We start from the raw sequence: 18,883 nt of genomic DNA on the forward strand, positions 1-18,883 counted from the left end.
TCTATATTAATATTTGGTAAGCTGCTAAAGCTACAATATAAGCAAAACCACTCATAACAACAAGTTGATACATAGGCCATTTCCATGAGTTGGTCTCTCGTTTTACAATAGCTAAAGTACTCATGCATTGCATCGCAAAAGCATAAAATAAAAGTAAAGATATACCCGAAGCAAAGTTAAATAATGGCCCTCCAAGTATTGGGTTAACTTCGCCAGCCATTCTATTTTTAATAGTATCTTCTTCATCACTACCAACACTATAAATGGTTGCTAATGTTCCTACAAAAACTTCTCTAGCAGCAAAAGAGCTCACAATAGCAATACCTATTTTCCAATCGTAACCCAAAGGTCTTATGGCAGGTTCAATGGCTCTTCCTGTTATTCCTATAAAAGAATGTTCTAGTTTATATGAGGCTACTTTTTGTTCAAGTTCTTCTTCAGAAAGATTATCAGACGCATATTGTTCTGTAACAATTTCTTCTGCATTATTGAAATCATCACCAGGACCATAAGACGCTAAAAACCAAAGTACAATAGAAATAGCTAAAATGATTTTTCCAGCTCCAAAAATGAAAGCTTTTGTCTTTTCTAAGACTGTAAGTGCTACATTTTTTACCAATGGCACTTTGTAATTAGGCATTTCTACTACAAAGAATGATTTACTTTTAATTTTTAGAACCTTATTTAATATCCAAGCAGAACCTACAGCAGCTCCAAATCCAATTAAGTAGAGTAGCATTAAGGTTAAAGCTTGATAACTTAAGCCTAAAAATCGTCCTTCAGGAATAACTAAAGCAATAATTATAAGGTACACAGGAAGCCTTGCAGAACAGGTTGTAAATGGTGTTACCAAAATAGTGATCAGACGTTCTTTCCAACTTTCAATATTTCGGGTTGCCATAATTGCGGGAATGGCACAAGCTGTACCGGAAATTAATGGTACAACACTTTTACCGCTGAGGCCAAACCGTCGCATAATTCGGTCCATTAAAAACACCACACGACTCATGTAACCACTTTCTTCTAAAATTGAAATGAATAGAAAAAGAAATGCTATTTGTGGTATGAATATTACAATACCACCAAGTCCAGGAATAATACCTTCGGCTACTAAATTAGTAAAAGCTCCTTCTGGCATTACACTTTTGGTCCATTCGCTGAGTGAAGCAAATGTACTATCTATAAAATCCATTGGTACACTAGACCAATCGTAAATTGCTTGAAAAATTGTAAGTAGAATTACTGCAAAAATTAAATAGCCCCAAACTTTGTGAGTAATAATTCTATCTAATTTAATGCGTAAATCTTTGGCCGATTTAAGGTCTATGGTTTGTCCTTTCTTCAGCGTATCGTTTATAAACTGATAACGTCTGATAGTTTCTTTTTGCTGAAGACGTTTTAAATCACTTTTAGGTTTAGTCTTAAAATCGGCAACAGCATCAATAGTATTTCTATCTGTTTTACCGAAGTTAACATCTTGGGTAATAACCAACCAAAGCTTGTAAAGTAACTGGTTAGGAAAAGCCTTTCTTAAATTGTCAAAATATGGTTCATCTATAGAAGAAGCATTAAGACAAGGTTCTGTAGATAAATCTTTATAGTTAGTAATGAGTTCTTTTAGTTCATCAATACCATGCTTTTTTCTTGTGCTTACAAGTGCAATTTTGGTTTCTAATTGCTGTTCTAAATAATCAATATCTAAAGAAATACCTTTGTAAGCCATACGATCAGCCATGTTAATGACCAGTATGGTTGGTATTTCTAAATCCTTAATCTGAGTAAAGAGTAAGAGGTTACGCTTTAGGTTTTCAACATCACTAACAACAACCGCTACATCAGGAAAATCCTTATCATTTCTGTTAAGTAATAATTCAATAACTACGTTTTCATCGAGCGAAGACGCATTAAGGCTGTATGTACCTGGTAAATCAATAATATGTGCTTTAACACCACGAGGTAGCTTACAAATACCTTCCTTTTTTTCAACTGTAATACCAGGATAATTCCCGACTTTTTGATTAAGTCCGGTAAGGGCATTAAAAACAGATGTTTTGCCGGTATTAGGGTTTCCTATTAAAGCTACATTAATCTGCTTACTCATCTAGATGGTTTCAATTAGTATATGAATCGCTGTTTCTTTGCGTATGGCAAGGTGAGAGCCATTAATGTTTAAATACATTGGATCCGCAAACGGAGCGACTTGCACAAGTTCTACAGCATTGCCAGGTAAACAACCCATTTCCAAAAGTTTAAGAGGAATATGAATTGAAGACACATCTTTAATAATGCCTTGTTGTCCGCGTTTTAAATCTGCTAAAGTCAATTGCGCTTATTTAGAATAGTTTTAAAGAAGCAAAAGTAAGGTAAAATTTTAAGGCTTTAAAACCTTTGTAAAATTTTTAAGATTAGTCTTCTTTCTTTAAAATGGCAATATCTTTAAGAAGTTGGTCAATATCTTCAGGATTGGTACCATCGTAAAAGCCTCTAATCTGACGTTTTTTGTCAATGAGCATAAAGTTTTCGGTATGAATCATATCATATTCATCACCATTACCATCGGTCTTTACAGCGAGATAACTTTTTCTAGCAAGCTCGTAGATTTGTTTTTTATCTCCCGTGACTAAATTCCATTTTCTGTCTATAACTCCTTTTTCAGTGGCATATTTTCTAAGTTGCGCCACACTATCTATTTTAGGTGTTACAGAATGAGATAAGAGCATTACTTCGTCATCACTCAGAATTTTTTTCTGTATTTCGAACATATGATCTGTCATAATAGGACAAATAGTTTGGCAGGTGGTAAAAAAGAAATCGGCCACGTAGATTTTATCCTCGTAAGTATCTTGAGTGATGGTTTCTCCGTTTTGATTTATCAGCTCAAAATCGGCAATCTTGTGATATTTTTTTTGGTATTGAATAGTGCTATCTACCAATTCTTCACTAACCATGGCTGGTTGATAAATAGGGAGCGGTTTTTTAACATTAAGAATGTTATAGATAATTAGGATTATTATAGTTGAAAGGACAAAAAAGAAAATTCCAAACTTTTTGTAGCCTTTAAAAAATGTTAGAAGTGACATTATTGTAATATGAGTAATTTAAATGCAAAAGTACAATGCAATAGAAACAAAATCAGTATTTTTAACAATAAAAATTAAGCTATGAGACCTTATTTATTAGGCTTTTTGATATGTTTTACACTATCATCTTATGCTCAGGATTATAAAAAGAATCTTGAAGACATTAGAGCCATGGAGGCAAAATCGGCAAGGCAGTTAATGATGACTCCAAAAAATTTAAATACCGGAAATTATGATGTTAAGTACCACAGGTTAGAGTTGAATGTAGATCCTTCTCAAACATCAATTTCAGGAGATGTAACTACTTATTTCGTTGCAAAAGAAGATTTAAGTGAAATAACCTTTGACCTTTCAGACAATATGTTGGTTTCTCAAGTTACAAAACAAGGCAATAGTTTGGCATTCTCACAAAACACCGATGATGAATTAGTAATTACTTTGCCAGCAATACAAAACCAAGGAGTTTTAGATTCATTGACCGTAAGTTACTCAGGTAACCCTATTAGTTCTGGCTTTGGTTCTTATGAGCAAAGTACACATAATGGAGATCCAATAATTTGGACGTTATCTGAACCTTACGGAGCTAAAGGTTGGTGGCCTTGTAAGCAAGATTTGAATGATAAAATAGACTCTATAGATGTTTATTTAAATACTCCGAGATTTAATCCTTCAAGTGAAGATTATGTTGCAGTGTCAAATGGCTTAGAACTTAGTCAGACTATACAAGGAGATGATAAGATTACACGTTATAAACACCGTTACCCAATTCCTGCATATTTAATAGCTATAGCCATTACAAATTATGAAATCTACACGCATCAAGTTCCCAATAACGGGAATCCTTTTGATATTGTAAACTATGTTTATCCTGAAAGTTTAACTAATGCTCAAACAGATACTCAGGTAACCGTAGATATTATGAATTTATTTACCAATTTGTTTGAAGAATATCCTTTTGCCGATGAAAAATATGGCCACGCACAGTTTGGTTGGGGTGGAGGCATGGAGCATACAACCGTTTCTTTTATGGGTTCATTTAATAGAAACTTAATTTCTCACGAGTTGGCACATCAATGGTTTGGAAATAAAATAACTTGCGGTAGTTGGAAAGATATTTGGTTAAACGAAGGCTTTGCTACCTATATGTCTGGTTTGGTTATAGAAGATTTTGATGGAGACACCTCTTTTGATATTTGGAAACAACAGCGAGTAAATTCTATAACGTCTCTACCTGATGGGGCAGTGTATTTATCGGACCAAGATACGTTAAGCGTTAACAGAATTTTCAGTAGTAGGTTAAGTTATAATAAAGGAGCTATGGTGTTGCATATGCTCAGAAAAAAGTTAGGTGATGCTAATTTTTATCAAGGACTTCAAGATTATTTGGTGGATCCTGATTTAGCTTTTGATTATGCAAAAACTGAGGATTTTCAAGATGTTATGGAGGTTTCTTCTGGTGTGGACTTAGATGAATTTTTTAATGATTGGGTTTATAATGAAGGATATCCAAGTTATACTGTAAACTGGAACCAAAGTGGAAATCAAGTGCAGCTATCGTTGTCTCAACTTCAAAGTCATACTTCTGTAAGCTTTTTTGAAGCAGGAGTGCCCATTAGATTGATGGGTACAATGGGAGAAAGTTTAGATCTTGTTTTGGATAATACAGAAAACAATCAACAATTTACCGAGACGGTTAATTTTACAGTTCAAGAGGTTTTGTTTGATCCAAGAACGGATTTGATATCTAAGAATAATACCGTTTCATTAAGTATTCCAAACTACAATTTGGGTGCAATAGCAATTTATCCTAACCCTACAAACAGTATACTTCATATTGATAAACCTGAAAATTTAGAGATAAATGCCCTTAAAGTATACAACAATTTGGGGCAGTTATTATGGCAAAGCAAAGCGGTGTCTCAAATAGACTTATCTGGTTTTGATTCAGGTGTTTTCATCTTACAAATTCAAACAAACGATAAAGTTCTAAACCATCAATTTATTAAAAATTAAGGTTCTAAAATCTATTTGTTTTCTAAATGATGTGAAAAGATTACTTTTGTCAATCGAAATTCGAAAATGATTACATGGAATTTATAATAAAGATATCTCAATTTTTACTCAGCTTATCGTTACTAATTGTGTTACATGAGTTAGGGCATTTTATACCAGCTAAACTTTTTAAAACGAAAGTTGAAAAATTTTACCTCTTTTTTGATGTCAAATATTCTCTCTTTAAGAAGAAAATAGGCGAAACCGTTTACGGTATAGGATGGTTGCCTTTAGGTGGTTATGTGAAAATTGCCGGAATGATAGACGAGAGCATGGACAAAGAGCAAATGGCAAAACCACCACAACCATGGGAATTCCGTAGCAAACCAGCTTGGCAACGTCTTATTATAATGTTGGGTGGTGTTACCGTAAACTTTATTTTAGCATACTTTATATATGTTGGTATTTCGTTTACCTATGGTGATAAAGACTACACAATTGATAGTTTAGAAGGTGGTTACTACATAGAGAATCCTTTGCTTTTAGATTTAGGATTTAAAACAGGCGACAAAATTATTGAAGTCAATAATGAGCCTGTAAAATCACATACAGATGTTACTAAAAGTTTAATTTCAGCAGAAGAATTTACTATAGAGCGTAATGGAACTACAAAGAAGATAAACTTACCTGAAGACTTTTTAGGGCAGCTTTCTTCTAGAAAAAACAGATCTAGTCTTTTTAGTGTACGTGTACCTTTTATGGTTGCTGAAATTAATGACACTATGCAAAACAAAGGTGTAGACCTAAAACCTGGAGATGTATTGGTTGCTATTAATGGTAGGGATTTAAAATATTTTGATCAATTAGAACCAACATTAGAAAATTATAAAAACCAAACGGTATCAGCGACTTTTTTAAGAGACTCAGAAACCATTCAAAGAGATTTAAAAGTAAATGCTAATGGGAAAATAGGCATATTCCCAGCCTACTCTGAAGAAAAGTTTGAAGAACTAGGTTATTTTGAAGTTACCAGAAAAGAATACTCTTTTATTGAAAGTTTTGGTGGTGGAGCTGATAAGTTTGTAGATCAGGTTGCTGGTTATTTTGAACAATTAAAAGCTATCTTCAATCCAAAAACAGGGGCTTACAAAGGCCTTGGCGGTTTTAAAGCTATTTACGATATTTTTCCAGACTTCTGGAGTTGGGAAGCATTCTGGACGCTTACAGCATTTCTTTCAATAATGTTAGCCATTTTAAATTTACTGCCAATTCCGGCGTTAGATGGTGGTCACGTTATGTTTTTACTCTACGAGATGATATCTGGTCGTAAACCAAGCGAAAAGTTCTTAGAACGCGCCCAATTAGTAGGTTTTATTATTTTAATAGCATTGGTATTATTTGCTAACGGAAACGATATTTTTAAAGCCGTTACCAACTAAAAAATTTACCGGAAAAAAATTGCGTTTCGTTTGGTAGAGAATAAAAAAATAATTTATATTTGCGCTCGCTAAAGCGAAAACAACCTTCCTCAGTAGCTCAGTTGGTTAGAGCATCTGACTGTTAATCAGAGGGTCACTGGTTCGAGCCCAGTCTGAGGAGCAAAAAAATCCCATCAAAATTGATGGGATTTTTTGTTTTACCTGTTTTTTCTTTGAAAAATTTTTTTTCTATAGAAGGTATGTGTATTCCAAATGTACTGTAATCGGTTTCTTTTAATATTTCAATAATAAGCTCAAGTCACTAAATAAAAAAAACCTCATCCAATTCAGATGAGGTTTTTTGTTTTTTTATGATTAAGCTTCGCAGCTTACACATTCTTTTTTCTGTTTGAATTTTTGAGCCGCATTCATGCTATGCTGATAGTACAAGGACTTTAAGCCTAACTTCCATGCTGTAACATGTATATTGTTTATTTCTTTAACTGGCATATCTGGATGCACAATAATGTTTACAGATTGGCCTTGGTCAATGAACTCTTGTCTTGCAGCAGCTTGGTAGATAATATCTAGCTGATCAATCTCCGAGTAGGTTCTAAATACTGCTTTTTCTTCTTCTGTTAAGAATTCAAGGTGTTGTACAGAACCATCCATATCTCTAACGCTTCTCCAAACTTCAGTTGTGTTTTGTCCTTTTTCTTCTAATAAAGCTTCTAAGAAAGGATTTTTAATCGTTGTTTTAATCTTAGCAATATCCTTTACATAAATGTTAGACCATATTGGCTCAATACCTTGAGAAACTTGTCCTAAAATAAACGCAGAAGACGTTGTTGGTGCAATAGCATTTAAAGTTGCATTTCTACGACCATAACCTTCTAAAACTTTAGGCTCACCAAATTTTTCAGCTAATTCTTCAGAGGCTTTATATGAACGATCTTTAATAGTTTTGAAGATTTCACGGTTAAGGTTGAACGCTTCTTGGCTATCAAAAGCATGCATTTTAGACTGTAATAAAGAATGCCATCCAAGAACACCTAAACCTAAAGCTCTGTTATCTTTTGCAAAGTTATAAGCACGCTCCATGAATAGGAATGTTTGACGATCATCTCTGTTATCTGAATCACGATAAACTTCTAATTTCTCAATAAATTCAGTGATTACTGCATCTAAGAAGTAAATCATTGTTTCTACAGCATCAGTATTTTTCCACTTGTCATAGTGTAATACATTGATACTAGAAAGTACACAAACAAAAGACCAATCATCATTTGATGGTAACATGATTTCTGTACATAAGTTACTAGCGTGAATCCTATGATCTTTATCCTTGTAAACTCCAGGTTTACCATCGTTAGCATTGTCAGTGAAGAATATGTATGGATAACCCATTTCTCCACGACTTTGTAATACTTTAGCCCAAGTTGTACGTTTGTCAACATCACCAGCAATCATATCTTCCATCCACTTGCTAGTTACAGTAACACCATGCGTTAATTGTTGAATTGGATTACCTTCAGTACCAATTTCTAAAAATTCTTTAATATCTGGATGTTCAATAGGTAAATAAGGGGAAAAACGACCACGACGAACAGAACCTTGGCTTACGACATCTACCATAGATTCAAACAACTGCATAATATGAACAGCACCAGAAGCTTGACCATTGTTTTTTACAGGCGCACCTCTATGACGAATTTTTCCAAAAAATCCAGATGTACCACCACCAAGCTTAGACATCATACCAACTTCAGACTGTGTATAAAGAATATTACCCATGTCATCATCAATATGAGAACCAAAACAACTAATTGGTAAACCACGTTCCTTACCAAAGTTAGACCAAACAGGCGAAGCTAAAGAGAAAAACCCTTCAGACATATAGTGGTAAAATTTATCAGAATAACCCGGAATTTTAAGGATTTGCTCCGCTCTATCTCCAATTTCTCTAATACGTTGCTTCGGAGTTACACCTTCTGTAAGATATCCAGATTCTAAAAATTTCTGGCTAAATTCATTTAACCATTCAAACCCTCCTTCTTCTTTGCTAGTGTTGGCTAGAAATTCTTTTCTTGCGTTAACTAAAGGGTTAGTAGTAGTTTGTTCTTGTACTTGTGGCTGATCAATAGTTTTGTTCTTCATGGATTTTGTGGATTATTAAAATAAGTCGTCGCTTGTTATACTTTGTGTTCTTTTGCTATAGTTGATAGATCTCTTTACAAAGAAATCACCATGTTTGGTTCCAATAATTTCATCGTCAAACCATTCTGTTTGAGATAATAAATTTTCATCAATATCAAATGCTTTTTCAATACCGATACTTTCTAGAGATTTGTTGAAACGGTTTTTGATAAACTCGTTTACTACTGCTTTTGGTAAGAATTCTAATTCACCATCTTCAAAAATCCAATCTACAATTCTGCTTTCTGCGATGTAAGCATCCTTACACATATCTTGAATAAGTGTGTTGTGATTTTCATCAAACCACTCAGGATTTTCTTCTTTGATAATGTTAATGATGTCTATACCAAAATCTCCATGTATTTGTTCTTCTTTTGAAGTTGCTTCAACAACATTAGAAATACCTTTAAGCATATTCTTGTGCTTGTTGAAAGCCATAATAATTAAGAATTGAGAAAATAGAGACACGTGCTCAATGAACAATGAGAATAATAAAATAGATTCTGAATATTCTCTGTTATCTTCACTCTTAGCATTTTTAAGCGCAGTTTCTAAATACTGCACACGCTTCATTATTACAGGTTTTTTCTTTAACTCTTCAAATTCTTTATTTAATCCTAAGATTTCTAGTAAGTGCGAATAAGCATCATGATGTCTTACCTCACTTTCAGCAAATGTTACACCTACAGATCCTATCTCTGGCTTTGGCATTCTGTGGTGAACATCTCCCCAAAATGTTTTTACAGCAACCTCAATTTGAGAGATGGCTAACATCGTATTTTTTATCGCCGATTTTTCTTTTTCACTTAGGTTTGATTTGAAATCTTGAATATCACTAGTGAAATTAAATTCTGTATGAATCCAGTATGAATGTCGTATCGCAGGAACGTATTCGTAAAGTTGAGGATACTCATACGGTTTTAAATTTACACGCTTCTCAAAGATGTTACTTTTACGACCTAGAGCTTGTTTATTTCTGTAAAGAATATAGGCTTTAGCCACATCATGAAATTCACTTTCCATCAGCTTATCCTCAACAACATCTTGTACCTCCTCTACGGTTGGTAAATAGTCTACATCTTGGTTTTTTCTTGCTAACAAAACATCATGAACGTTGTTTGCAATAAGCTGTGCATCAGTCGCTTCTCCGTGGTTAACGGCTTTCATCGCCTTTAAAATGGCGTTTGTAATTTTACTTAGCTCAAAAGGTTTTTGGCTAAAATTTCTTTTAGTAATGTGCAAAATTTCCATAAACAGAATCGGTTAGAATCAATCAAAAATAAGATTTGATAAAAGTCATAAAATATTCTAAACGAAATGAGGAGATGCCATCTTTGTTCTTAACAATTTATCAACATTGGGATTTTAAATTTTGGGTTAAGATGTGAAAAAACACCCCAAAAAAACATGCTGAAAATTTAGCTTAACAAGTGAAAAAATAGGCCTTAAAAAGGAGTTGTGTAAAGACTTGAAAAAGTGAGAAAAAGACTATTCTAAAGTTCAATTTTTAGACTTAAATTTTAAAGAAAAAAATTAATTGTATTTCTTTTTTAGTTCTTCTAGCATCACTTTTGTCATGGCATCTAAATCAAAATCGTGTTGCCAATTCCAATCTTCTCTTGCAACGCTATCATCAATTGACGAAGGCCAACTATCTGCAATGGCTTGTCTAAAATCGGGATTGTAGGAAATTGAAAATTCAGGCAATAATGATTTAATGCTTTCGTAAATTTCTTTTGGTGTAAATGTAATAGCAGCTAAATTATAAGACGATCTTATAGTCAGTTTTTCGGAAGGTGCTTCCATTAATTCGGTTGTGGCTTTAATAGCATCTTCCATAAACATCATAGGAAGGCTAGTATCTTCAGATAAGAAACATTCATAAGTGCCATTTTTAATAGCCTCGTGATAAATCTCTACCGCATAATCGGTGGTTCCGCCGCCAGGCATTGCTTTGTGACTAATAATTCCTGGATAGCGAATACTTCTTACATCTACATCATATTTGTTATGGTAGTATTCGCACCAACGTTCTCCAACTTGTTTGGTAATACCGTAAACTGTAGTTGGTTCGCAAATGGTGTGTTGTGGAGTATTATTGCTAGGTGTTGTAGGGCCAAATACAGCAATACTACTTGGCCAGAAAATTTTATCAATTACCTTTTGCTTGGCTAAATTAAGGACATGAAATAATGAATTCATGTTAAGATCCCAAGCTTCCATAGGGTATTTTTCGCCAGTAGCACTCAATAGCGCTGCCATTAAATACACTGTTTTCACATTATTGTGAATGCAACAGTCTTTAATTGCATTAAAATTTTTAGCGTCTATGATTTCAAAAAGGCCAGAATTTACTAAGTCTAGATTTCTGGTATTTATGTCACTGGCAATGACATTATCTACACCGTACTTTTCTCTAAGTTTTGTTGTAAGTTCAGTACCTATTTGCCCGCAAGCACCAATGATTAAAATTTTTGAAGACATGACACAATTAAATTTTCAGCAAAAATAATAAGAAATTAAGGTTGTAAAACTTAAAATGTTCAAAAAAAATGACTTTAGAATGCGATATCTTTAATAGGTTTTTATTGAGGACAATACAAGATCAAAATTTTAGTTTAAGTATCTTTACACCTTAAATAAAAAATGAAAATGAAGATTTTTCTAAACGTTTTATGCTTGGCATGTTTATTATTAATCAGTTGTGGAGACGATAAAAATGAAACTGAAGATATTGATGCAGCTAAAAAAGCTCAGCAACAACAGCCACTTATTACTGAAGATGCTATTGAAAAATTTGATTACACGGATTATGCACTCAGTAGTGAAAGTGAAGAACGATTAGAAAATTGGAAAAAATATCAAGAGTTAGCAATACAGATTAGCTATTTAAAGAAAGCTGATTTATCCTTCTTTAATAGCGAAAAAGAGCCTTTAAAGAAATTTTTGGATGAGTTCAATAAGTCAGTTCCTAAAACCCTTAGAACCAATCAAATTTTATCTAGAATTGCCATTCTAGAGACAAACATGCTAAAACTTAACGAAAATCTTAATCTCGATAATATAGAAGATCGTTTAAAGCTGATGGGTGTAAAAGATGTTCTGGAAGCTTTTTCTAATCTTAATTATCAGATTAATAAAAAGTTAGAAAGAGACTTCTACGACAAGATTAAACCTGAGTAATTTTTAAAACTTCATATAATTTTTTTGAAAGTTGTAACAATTTTATGATTTATTGGTCTAATAATTAATTACTTTTAATCAGAACTAATCAAATCATTAATTTATGAAAACCAATCTTAATCGTTTTTTAACGATATCAGGCTTGGCTATTCTTTCGTTTGTGTCGTGTAAAGAAGAAGCTAAGAAAGACACTGCAATGGCAGAGGAAGAGAAAATTCCTGGAATTGTATTGCAGAACATGGATACTTTAGTAAATCCAAAAGATGACTTCTACAATTACGTTAATGGCACATGGATGAAAGACACCAAAATACCAGAAGATGAGGCTGGTTGGGGTGGTTTTAATGTGTTACGAAAATCTACACGAAACGATGTATTAAACATTGTAAAAAAATCTAAAGAATTAGGTGCTTACGAAGAAGGTACAGATCAAAAGAAAGCCCTTTTGTTTTTTGAATCAGAATTAGATACGGTTGCAAGAAACAGGGAAGGAATCAACCCAATTATTCCATTATTAGACAAAATTGAGGGCATAAAAAATCTTGAAGATATGCAAACGGTGTATGCTAAAACCATAGGTATAGATGCACCATTTTTTAGTTTTAATGTATTTCCAGATATCAATGACAGTAGTGTTTATGCTGCGTATATTGCTCAAGGTAGTTTAGGACTTCCAGATCGTGATTACTATGTATTACAAGATGAAAAATCAAAAGAACGTCGTCAACAATACGTAGATCACGTTACGAGAATGATGCAGTTTGTAGATTACAATGAAGAAGAAGCTAAAAAAGCTGCAGAAATGATTTTAGAACTCGAAACTAAGTTGGCAGAACCACAACTTGATAAGGCTGAGCGTAGAGATTTCAGTAACCTTAACAACCCAAGAACTTTAGAAGAGTTATCGGAACTAACACCATCAGTAAACTGGAATATGTTTATATCAGACATAGGTGTTGAGCAAAAATTAGATACAGTTTATGTTATTGAATTAAGATACATGAAGGCTCTAGATGATATTTTAAAGTCTACACCAATAAATGACATCAAAACAATGATGAAATGGAGTACTTTAAACAGTAATGCTTCATTTTTAAGTACCGATTTGGAAAGAGCCAACTGGGAATTTTACAGTAAAACCTTAAGAGGAACCGAAAAACAAAAGCCAGCTGAAGATCGTGCTATGGATAATGTGACTGGTAGAGTAGGTGAAGCTATTGGTAAGTTGTATGTAGATGCTAAATTTCCGCCTGAAGCTAAGGAAAAAGCAGAGAAAATGATAGCCAATGTCATTACAGCATTTAAGGGCAGAATTGATAAGTTAGATTGGATGAGTCCAGAAACGAAAAAGGAGGCTATAAAGAAACTAGACAAGTTTACAGTGAAAATTGCCTATCCAGACGAGTGGAAAGATTATTCTGAATTAATGATAAAAGAAGGTAATAGCTATGCTGAAAACATGTTAGCTTTTGCTGATTGGAATATGAAAAAATCACTTTCAGATTTAGGACAACCAGTAGATAAGAAAGAATGGGGAATGCCACCACAAATGGTAAATGCATACTTTAATCCATTGAATAATGAGATTGTGTTTCCTGCGGCAATATTACAGCCACCTTTTTATAACTATACAGCAGACGAAGCTGTTAATTATGGAGGTATAGGAGCTGTTATAGGTCATGAAATTTCTCATGCTTTTGATGATCAAGGAGCTCAATTTGACAGTGATGGTAATTTAGTGAATTGGTGGACAGAAGAAGATTTAGCAGAGTTTAAAAAGAGAGGTGATAAGTTGGTAGAGCAATATTCTGCTATTAAAGTTAATGATAGTTTACATCTAGATGGTAGAAACACACTTGGAGAAAATATCGGTGATTTAGGTGGTGTTTTGGGAGCTTATGATGGCTTACAGATATATTTGGAAAAGAATGGAAGACCAGAAAAAATAGATGGTTTTACGCCAGAGCAACGTTTCTTTATGTCTTGGGCAACCGTTTGGAGAACTCTAAGTAGACCAGATGCTTTAGAAACACAAATTAAAACAGATCCTCATTCACCAGGAGTATATAGAGCGATTCAGCCTTTAAGAAATATTGATGCTTTTTATGAAGCTTTTGATATTAAAGAAGGTGATGCCATGTACATTGCACCAGAAGACCGTGTAAGAATTTGGTAAGAAACTTTGTGAATCACTATAAAAAAAGCAGCTCAATTTGAGCTGCTTTTTTATTCTATATTTAAGCTTTTATTAGTTTCCGGTAGCAGGTTTTTTAGCTGCTTGCGCTTTTTGGGATTCTAGAGCTTCTCTGCTCACTCTAGCTAAGTTGAAATTAGGGTCAATTGCTAAAGCATCGTTCATATGTTTTAGAGCAGCATCAATATTAGCAGTTCTATTTTCTGTGAAAGTTAAAATACCTTTTAGGTATAATAAGGCTGCTTTCATTGAGGTCTCATAAGGCTGTTGCGTTTCATAATAAGCACGCTTCATATCATCCTTTACATTTGCTAAAGCATAATCTATGTTTAATTTAGCACCAGCTAAATCTTGAGTTTGGATTTTTAGATCAGCCATTTCGTAAGCTAAATAAACATTTGGGTCTCTTTTATAAAGTACTTCATAATGTTCTAAAGCCATTTTTGGTTGATTAAGATTTTTTAATGCTAAAGCTTTTACTTCAACATTCATATCAGAATCTGTTGCATTCTTTTCTACACCAATAGTATTAAGAGCTTGCATATATTGTCCTTCAGAAAGGTAGATGTAAGCAATGGTATCTCTTCTGGCAACAGATGGTTCTAAAACCTCAAGATGAGTCATGGCATTAATGATACCTTGAATATCTCCTTGCTTTTTCATCTGTTTGTAATAAGCTTCGTAGTGCTTTTTTAAATCTGCATTAGTCTGAGCAAAAACACCAACCGAAAAAAGCATAATAACTGCAATTGTAATCTGTTTCATTTGTTCTTAGTTTATCATTTATAGTCTATTTAGTAGAATATTTGCTAAATCATTTTTATAAGCGAATATTACCTATAGAGGATTTAAGGCGCTAAAACTATGAAATTTAATAGAATTGAACCTTTAAAATTCTGCTAAATTCAAATATTCTGGATTGACTTAATCCAAAAGTTATACCAAACCGTGAACAAATTAAAATTAGAAAGACTTGTTCTGAAGATTTCAGATGTCATTTTTAGTATTGTAACCGCCTTTTATTTGAGAATAATCAATATTTAAGCCTTATTTAGTGAATAATTCCTATTATTTTAATATTTAATGTTTTGAAAGCTCAAAATTATTGTATAAATTTAGAATTCACTCAAAATCACTAACTATGGGAATCAAAAGTTTTCAAGGGTCGCGAAAACAACAAAATGTTGTTGCACCTTCGTCATTAAAAGTTAAAGATTATATGACAACTCAGCTTATAACCTTTACTCCAGAACAGTCCGTACAAGAGGTTGTAGAGTCTTTAATAAAAAATAAGATTTCTGGTGGTCCTGTTGTTAATGATAGGCAAGAATTAGTAGGGATAATTTCTGAAGGTGATTGCTTAAAACAGTTGAGTGAGAGTCGTTATTACAATATGCCTTTAGAACATGATAATGTTGAAAAACGTATGGTTAGGGATGTTGAAACTATTGATGGAGAAATGAATGTTTTTGATGCTGCCAATAAGTTTTTGAGTTCAAGAAGAAGACGTTTTCCTATTGTTGAGAATGGAAAGTTAGTAGGGCAAATAAGCCAAAAAGATATTTTGAAAGCAGCACTACAACTCAAAGGCGAAAATTGGAATAGTACAATTAAGACTAGCAACTCTGCTTAGTCATCGCGTTTTACCAAAGCGTAATAGTCTCCTTCTAAAGGTAAATAGCCTTGATCGTAAACAAAGTAATAGGTTGTACCTGATTTTGTGGTATAAATACTTGTGAAGTAATTAAAGTCAAATCCCTTTTCAATAAGTTTAGCTCTAGAACATTTGGTTTTCTTATTTGGATTTAAGCCTTCTAAGATTCTATAGTTTTTTCTCAGTCTATTATTGGTGTTTCTAATAAGATTCTTAGAATCTTTATTCATGCGATTGTTATGGTTATTTCTACAACCATCACTACAGAATTTTTTATCAATTCTACCAGTAATTTTACTACCACATTCAGGACATTTTCTTTGCATATAATTCGCTTAAGTAGTTGCAATATAGTAAATTAAAATAATTATAGTCCTTTTGCTATAATGACGGTATTGGTGTTGTTGACATTGTCATAAAATTCTACATTAAACACTTTGGTCTTTAGATAATTTGAAATCGAAATAATTTTATCAGCTTTTGAAACTTTAACTGCTGCATTGAAAATTATGGATCCAGAAGAGTTTTTCAGTGCCAAAATATTATCCCAAAATTCAAAATCCAGAAATTTGTTTGGGACATCTAAATCTATGTAAAGATCAACAATAATAAGGTCGAATATTTTAGAGTGGTCTTTAACGAACTCATAGGCATCCGCACAATGAATTTTTAATGTGTCGTTCTTGTCTATACCAAATTCAGTTTTAGCTATATCTATAATTATAGGATCAATTTCAATAGCTTCAATTAGCCCAGAATAATTAAAATCTTGTAGCAAGGTTTCAATGACACTTCCTCCTCCCAATCCTAAAATTAATACTGAATTTACTTTGGAAAGATTAATCTTTTTTAAGCCAAACTTTAAAATACGTTGCAGCGAACCATAGCTATAATTGGCGTTTGCTGAGTTAAGGTGTTTTTTGCCGTTATACCATGTAATTTCTAGCTTTCCGCTGTATTTGGAGTCTATGGTTTTGGTCACGGGATAAATGTAGCTTAGCAAACGCTTCATATTTATATTTAGAGAATAAAGAACATTTTTTTAAGTTCTGTTTTGGTCTCTTTGTCTTTTAGGTTGTATTTTAAGAGTATCTAAATGTAGAGATATTTAAATTCTTATAGTCAATAGTTGTTATGATTTATTCAATTCCATGTGTAAGATGGGATACGGCTTTCCAGATGAATCTAACTCAGAGCGGCCAACAATTTCAAAACCAGAATATTTATAAAAGTCTAAGGCTTGTCCGTTTTGTTCGTTAACGTCTACTTTAAATACACCCAGATTTTCAATAGAATAGTTCAGTAATAATTTACCGATTCCTTTTCCTCTATAATCTGGATGGATGAAAAGCATTTCTAAATTATGTTCGGCAACTCCTGAAAAGCCTATAATGGTACTTTCATGATTTCTCACACATCTTAATTCTACAGCATCTAAATAAGAATTCAAAATGAGTGGTTTAAAATACTCAATATCGTCATCTTTAAGAAAGTGATGCGTCGCCCTTACCGATGCCTCCCAAAGATTCACCACTTCCTTATATTCAGATTTGTTTATGAAGTCTATTTTCATTTTAAAAGAAATTAATCGATTAAACGCATTATCATTTTTTTTCCACCAAAATCAATTTCTTGTTTAAGAATTTTTCTCTTTGAAACTTCAATGTAATATGTGTTTAATACCGAATTATCCGAAATGTCGTCTGTGGTTTCAACTTTCCAAATATTGTGAGTTTTTCCGTCAAAATCTAATTTTATTTTGGTGGTGTTTTTTATTGTGGCTTTAATTACACCAATTTTAGAATCAGGGTTATAGTCAAAAATAGAGATGCTAGTGGAGTAATCTTTGGCTAAAGGTAGAAGTCTTATTAGTTGTGGATAAAAATTACTGTCAAAAAAAGGCTTGTTGGTTTCTTCTAAAATTTGCGTTTTAGTATTGGTTTGTTTGTCAAAATAGTATCCAGTGATATTATCGTCAAACTTTAAGACCATATCCCTATTTTGGTTAAAAGAAGAATGGTATATAGGCTTTAAATTATCAGACGAAATAACGGTGCTATCAATCCATTGAGTAGATGATTGTTTAATATTTACTGAGGTAATAAAATAGATTAACTCTTTTTCTTTTTTTATTTGAGTTTCTATTTCACCAATTTTTACTTCGGTTGAATCTTTTAACATAATCCATTCCATATTATAAGTTTCTGATGTTAGAAACTCTATATTGGCATTATGATTTAATGGGTTTAATGGTGCATCTTGGCAAAAAGACTTCATATATATGCTTAATGCCAAGAATATTAAAAATATTATATTTTTCATTTTTTATTAATTGTTTTTTGAGGATCCCAAACACCAGTTATAACAGTGTCTTCGGCATATTCTTTAAATGTTTTTGCTGGTCTTCCTAATACGTTTTCTACATCATTACTGATCTTTTGGTTATTTGGATTGGTCAATACATGGCTAAATAAATACTCAATGAGCCAGATAACATCATTAGGTATTTGCATTTGCCTCATGCCGTCTACATATTGTTCTAAGCTTATGTCGTAAAAGTGTAAAGTTCTTTCACTGACTTTGGCAATTATGTTAACAGCGTCTTTAAAAGTAATTAATTCCGGACCTGTTATTTCTATAATTTTTCCGTTATAATTGTCATCCAACAAAACAGTGGATGCTACTTCGGCTATATCTTCTGCATCTACAAATGGAATTAATACATCAGACATAGGTAGCGCCACTTCACCAGAAAGTATAGGATCTAGAAAGAAACTTTCACTCCAGTTTTGGTTAAACCAAGATGCTCTTACAATAGTGTAATTGACACCAGAATTTATAACAATGTCTTCACAGGCTTCAGCTTCGGTTTCGCCTTTTCCTGAGAGTAAAACTATTTTTTTAACACCTAGCTCTTTTGCTAAATATGTTAAGCTTTCAATAGCTTCTCTAGCGCCAGGAACAGCTAAATCTGGATAATAGGTAACATACATCTTTTCGATACCATTTAAAGATTCTACCCAAGTGTCCTTGTTGTCCCAGTCGAAACTCGGAGAGGCACTTCTAGATCCAATTCTAGGATTAATTCCTCGGTTTTGTAATTGCTTTACTACTCGGCTACCAGTTTTACCAGTTCCGCCGATGACTAAAATGTTACTGTTCATAA

At 33.0% G+C, this 18,883-nt stretch carries 17 protein-coding genes and 1 tRNA gene; 6 read left to right on the top strand and 12 right to left on the bottom strand.

Going from position 1 to position 18,883, the window contains the following annotated elements; translation table 11 throughout:
* Position 1: 1 nt before the first annotated feature.
* From feoB to AC2H4K_RS08395, 3 genes are all read right to left on the bottom strand, one after another.
* Positions 2-2,101, bottom strand: a complete 2,100-nt coding sequence (gene feoB, locus AC2H4K_RS08385) for a ferrous iron transport protein B (RefSeq protein ID WP_281140598.1) — start codon at positions 2,099-2,101, stop codon at positions 2-4.
* Entirely contained in the window at positions 2,102-2,323 is a 222-nt protein-coding gene (locus tag AC2H4K_RS08390) for a FeoA family protein (RefSeq protein ID WP_281140597.1), read from the bottom strand. It lies immediately after the preceding gene.
* A gap of 82 nt (positions 2,324-2,405) precedes the next feature.
* Positions 2,406-3,080 carry an SCO family protein gene (locus AC2H4K_RS08395; RefSeq protein ID WP_281140596.1) on the bottom strand — a complete coding sequence of 225 codons (675 nt, stop codon included), beginning with the start codon at positions 3,078-3,080 and terminating at the stop codon, positions 2,406-2,408.
* An 81-nt stretch (positions 3,081-3,161) separates the two neighbouring features.
* Between AC2H4K_RS08395 and AC2H4K_RS08400 the strand changes: the two genes are divergently transcribed.
* From AC2H4K_RS08400 to AC2H4K_RS08410, 3 genes are all read left to right on the top strand, one after another.
* Positions 3,162-5,093, top strand: a complete 1,932-nt coding sequence (locus AC2H4K_RS08400) for a M1 family metallopeptidase (RefSeq protein WP_281140595.1) — start codon at positions 3,162-3,164, stop codon at positions 5,091-5,093.
* A 74-nt stretch (positions 5,094-5,167) separates the two neighbouring features.
* On the top strand, positions 5,168-6,511 hold the full coding sequence (gene rseP / locus AC2H4K_RS08405) for an RIP metalloprotease RseP (protein WP_281140594.1): 1,344 nt from the start codon (positions 5,168-5,170) through the stop codon (positions 6,509-6,511).
* An 86-nt stretch (positions 6,512-6,597) separates the two neighbouring features.
* Positions 6,598-6,671: transfer RNA gene (locus AC2H4K_RS08410), tRNA-Asn, on the top strand.
* 194 nt (positions 6,672-6,865) lie between these two features.
* On the opposite strand, the gene AC2H4K_RS08415 is transcribed toward AC2H4K_RS08410, so the two are convergent.
* The 3 genes from AC2H4K_RS08415 to AC2H4K_RS08425 form a co-directional block, all read right to left on the bottom strand.
* A complete protein-coding gene (locus tag AC2H4K_RS08415) occupies positions 6,866-8,647 on the bottom strand; it encodes a ribonucleoside-diphosphate reductase subunit alpha (protein WP_281140593.1) in 1,782 nt (593 codons plus the stop codon).
* A gap of 15 nt (positions 8,648-8,662) precedes the next feature.
* On the bottom strand, positions 8,663-9,937 hold the full coding sequence (locus AC2H4K_RS08420; RefSeq protein ID WP_281140592.1) for a ribonucleotide-diphosphate reductase subunit beta: 1,275 nt from the start codon (positions 9,935-9,937) through the stop codon (positions 8,663-8,665).
* A 282-nt stretch (positions 9,938-10,219) separates the two neighbouring features.
* On the bottom strand, positions 10,220-11,170 hold the full coding sequence (locus tag AC2H4K_RS08425) for an NAD-dependent epimerase/dehydratase family protein (protein ID WP_281140591.1): 951 nt from the start codon (positions 11,168-11,170) through the stop codon (positions 10,220-10,222).
* Between the two features lie 168 nt (positions 11,171-11,338).
* Here AC2H4K_RS08425 and AC2H4K_RS08430 point away from each other — a divergent pair, with 168 nt between their 5' ends.
* Both AC2H4K_RS08430 and AC2H4K_RS08435 read left to right on the top strand, forming a co-directional pair.
* Positions 11,339-11,869, top strand: coding sequence for an outer membrane protein assembly factor BamD (locus AC2H4K_RS08430; protein ID WP_281140590.1), 531 nt, complete (start codon positions 11,339-11,341; stop codon positions 11,867-11,869).
* A 103-nt stretch (positions 11,870-11,972) separates the two neighbouring features.
* Complete coding sequence (locus AC2H4K_RS08435) at positions 11,973-14,045, top strand: M13 family metallopeptidase (RefSeq protein ID WP_281140589.1); 2,073 nt, start codon at positions 11,973-11,975, stop codon at positions 14,043-14,045.
* 72 nt (positions 14,046-14,117) lie between these two features.
* Here AC2H4K_RS08435 and AC2H4K_RS08440 read toward each other — a convergent pair whose 3' ends face one another.
* Positions 14,118-14,828 (bottom strand): tetratricopeptide repeat protein, encoded by a 711-nt coding sequence (locus AC2H4K_RS08440; RefSeq protein ID WP_281140588.1) that lies wholly within the window; start codon positions 14,826-14,828, stop codon positions 14,118-14,120.
* A gap of 376 nt (positions 14,829-15,204) precedes the next feature.
* Here AC2H4K_RS08440 and AC2H4K_RS08445 point away from each other — a divergent pair, with 376 nt between their 5' ends.
* Positions 15,205-15,696, top strand: coding sequence for a CBS domain-containing protein (locus AC2H4K_RS08445; RefSeq protein WP_281140587.1), 492 nt, complete (start codon positions 15,205-15,207; stop codon positions 15,694-15,696).
* Here the strand turns inward: AC2H4K_RS08445 and AC2H4K_RS08450 are convergent.
* From AC2H4K_RS08450 to AC2H4K_RS08470, 5 genes are all read right to left on the bottom strand, one after another.
* Complete coding sequence (locus AC2H4K_RS08450; protein WP_493743043.1) at positions 15,693-16,043, bottom strand: hypothetical protein; 351 nt, start codon at positions 16,041-16,043, stop codon at positions 15,693-15,695. The two genes, AC2H4K_RS08445 and AC2H4K_RS08450, sit on opposite strands and share 4 nt — an antisense overlap.
* Before the next feature lie 41 nt (positions 16,044-16,084).
* On the bottom strand, positions 16,085-16,729 hold the full coding sequence (locus tag AC2H4K_RS08455) for a fused MFS/spermidine synthase (protein WP_493743044.1): 645 nt from the start codon (positions 16,727-16,729) through the stop codon (positions 16,085-16,087).
* Between the two features lie 120 nt (positions 16,730-16,849).
* The gene (locus AC2H4K_RS08460; protein ID WP_493743045.1) at positions 16,850-17,290 is read right to left on the bottom strand and encodes a GNAT family N-acetyltransferase; all 441 of its coding nucleotides are present in this window, start codon (positions 17,288-17,290) and stop codon (positions 16,850-16,852) included.
* Positions 17,291-17,301: 11 nt separating this feature from the next.
* On the bottom strand, positions 17,302-18,039 hold the full coding sequence (locus AC2H4K_RS08465; protein ID WP_281140581.1) for a DUF3108 domain-containing protein: 738 nt from the start codon (positions 18,037-18,039) through the stop codon (positions 17,302-17,304).
* Positions 18,036-18,881 carry an SDR family oxidoreductase gene (locus tag AC2H4K_RS08470; RefSeq protein ID WP_281140580.1) on the bottom strand — a complete coding sequence of 282 codons (846 nt, stop codon included), beginning with the start codon at positions 18,879-18,881 and terminating at the stop codon, positions 18,036-18,038. The genes AC2H4K_RS08465 and AC2H4K_RS08470 overlap by 4 nt, the downstream gene beginning before the upstream one ends.
* Positions 18,882-18,883: the final 2 nt, after the last annotated feature.

This window comes from Winogradskyella sp. 266wxhm, from assembly GCF_058964685.1.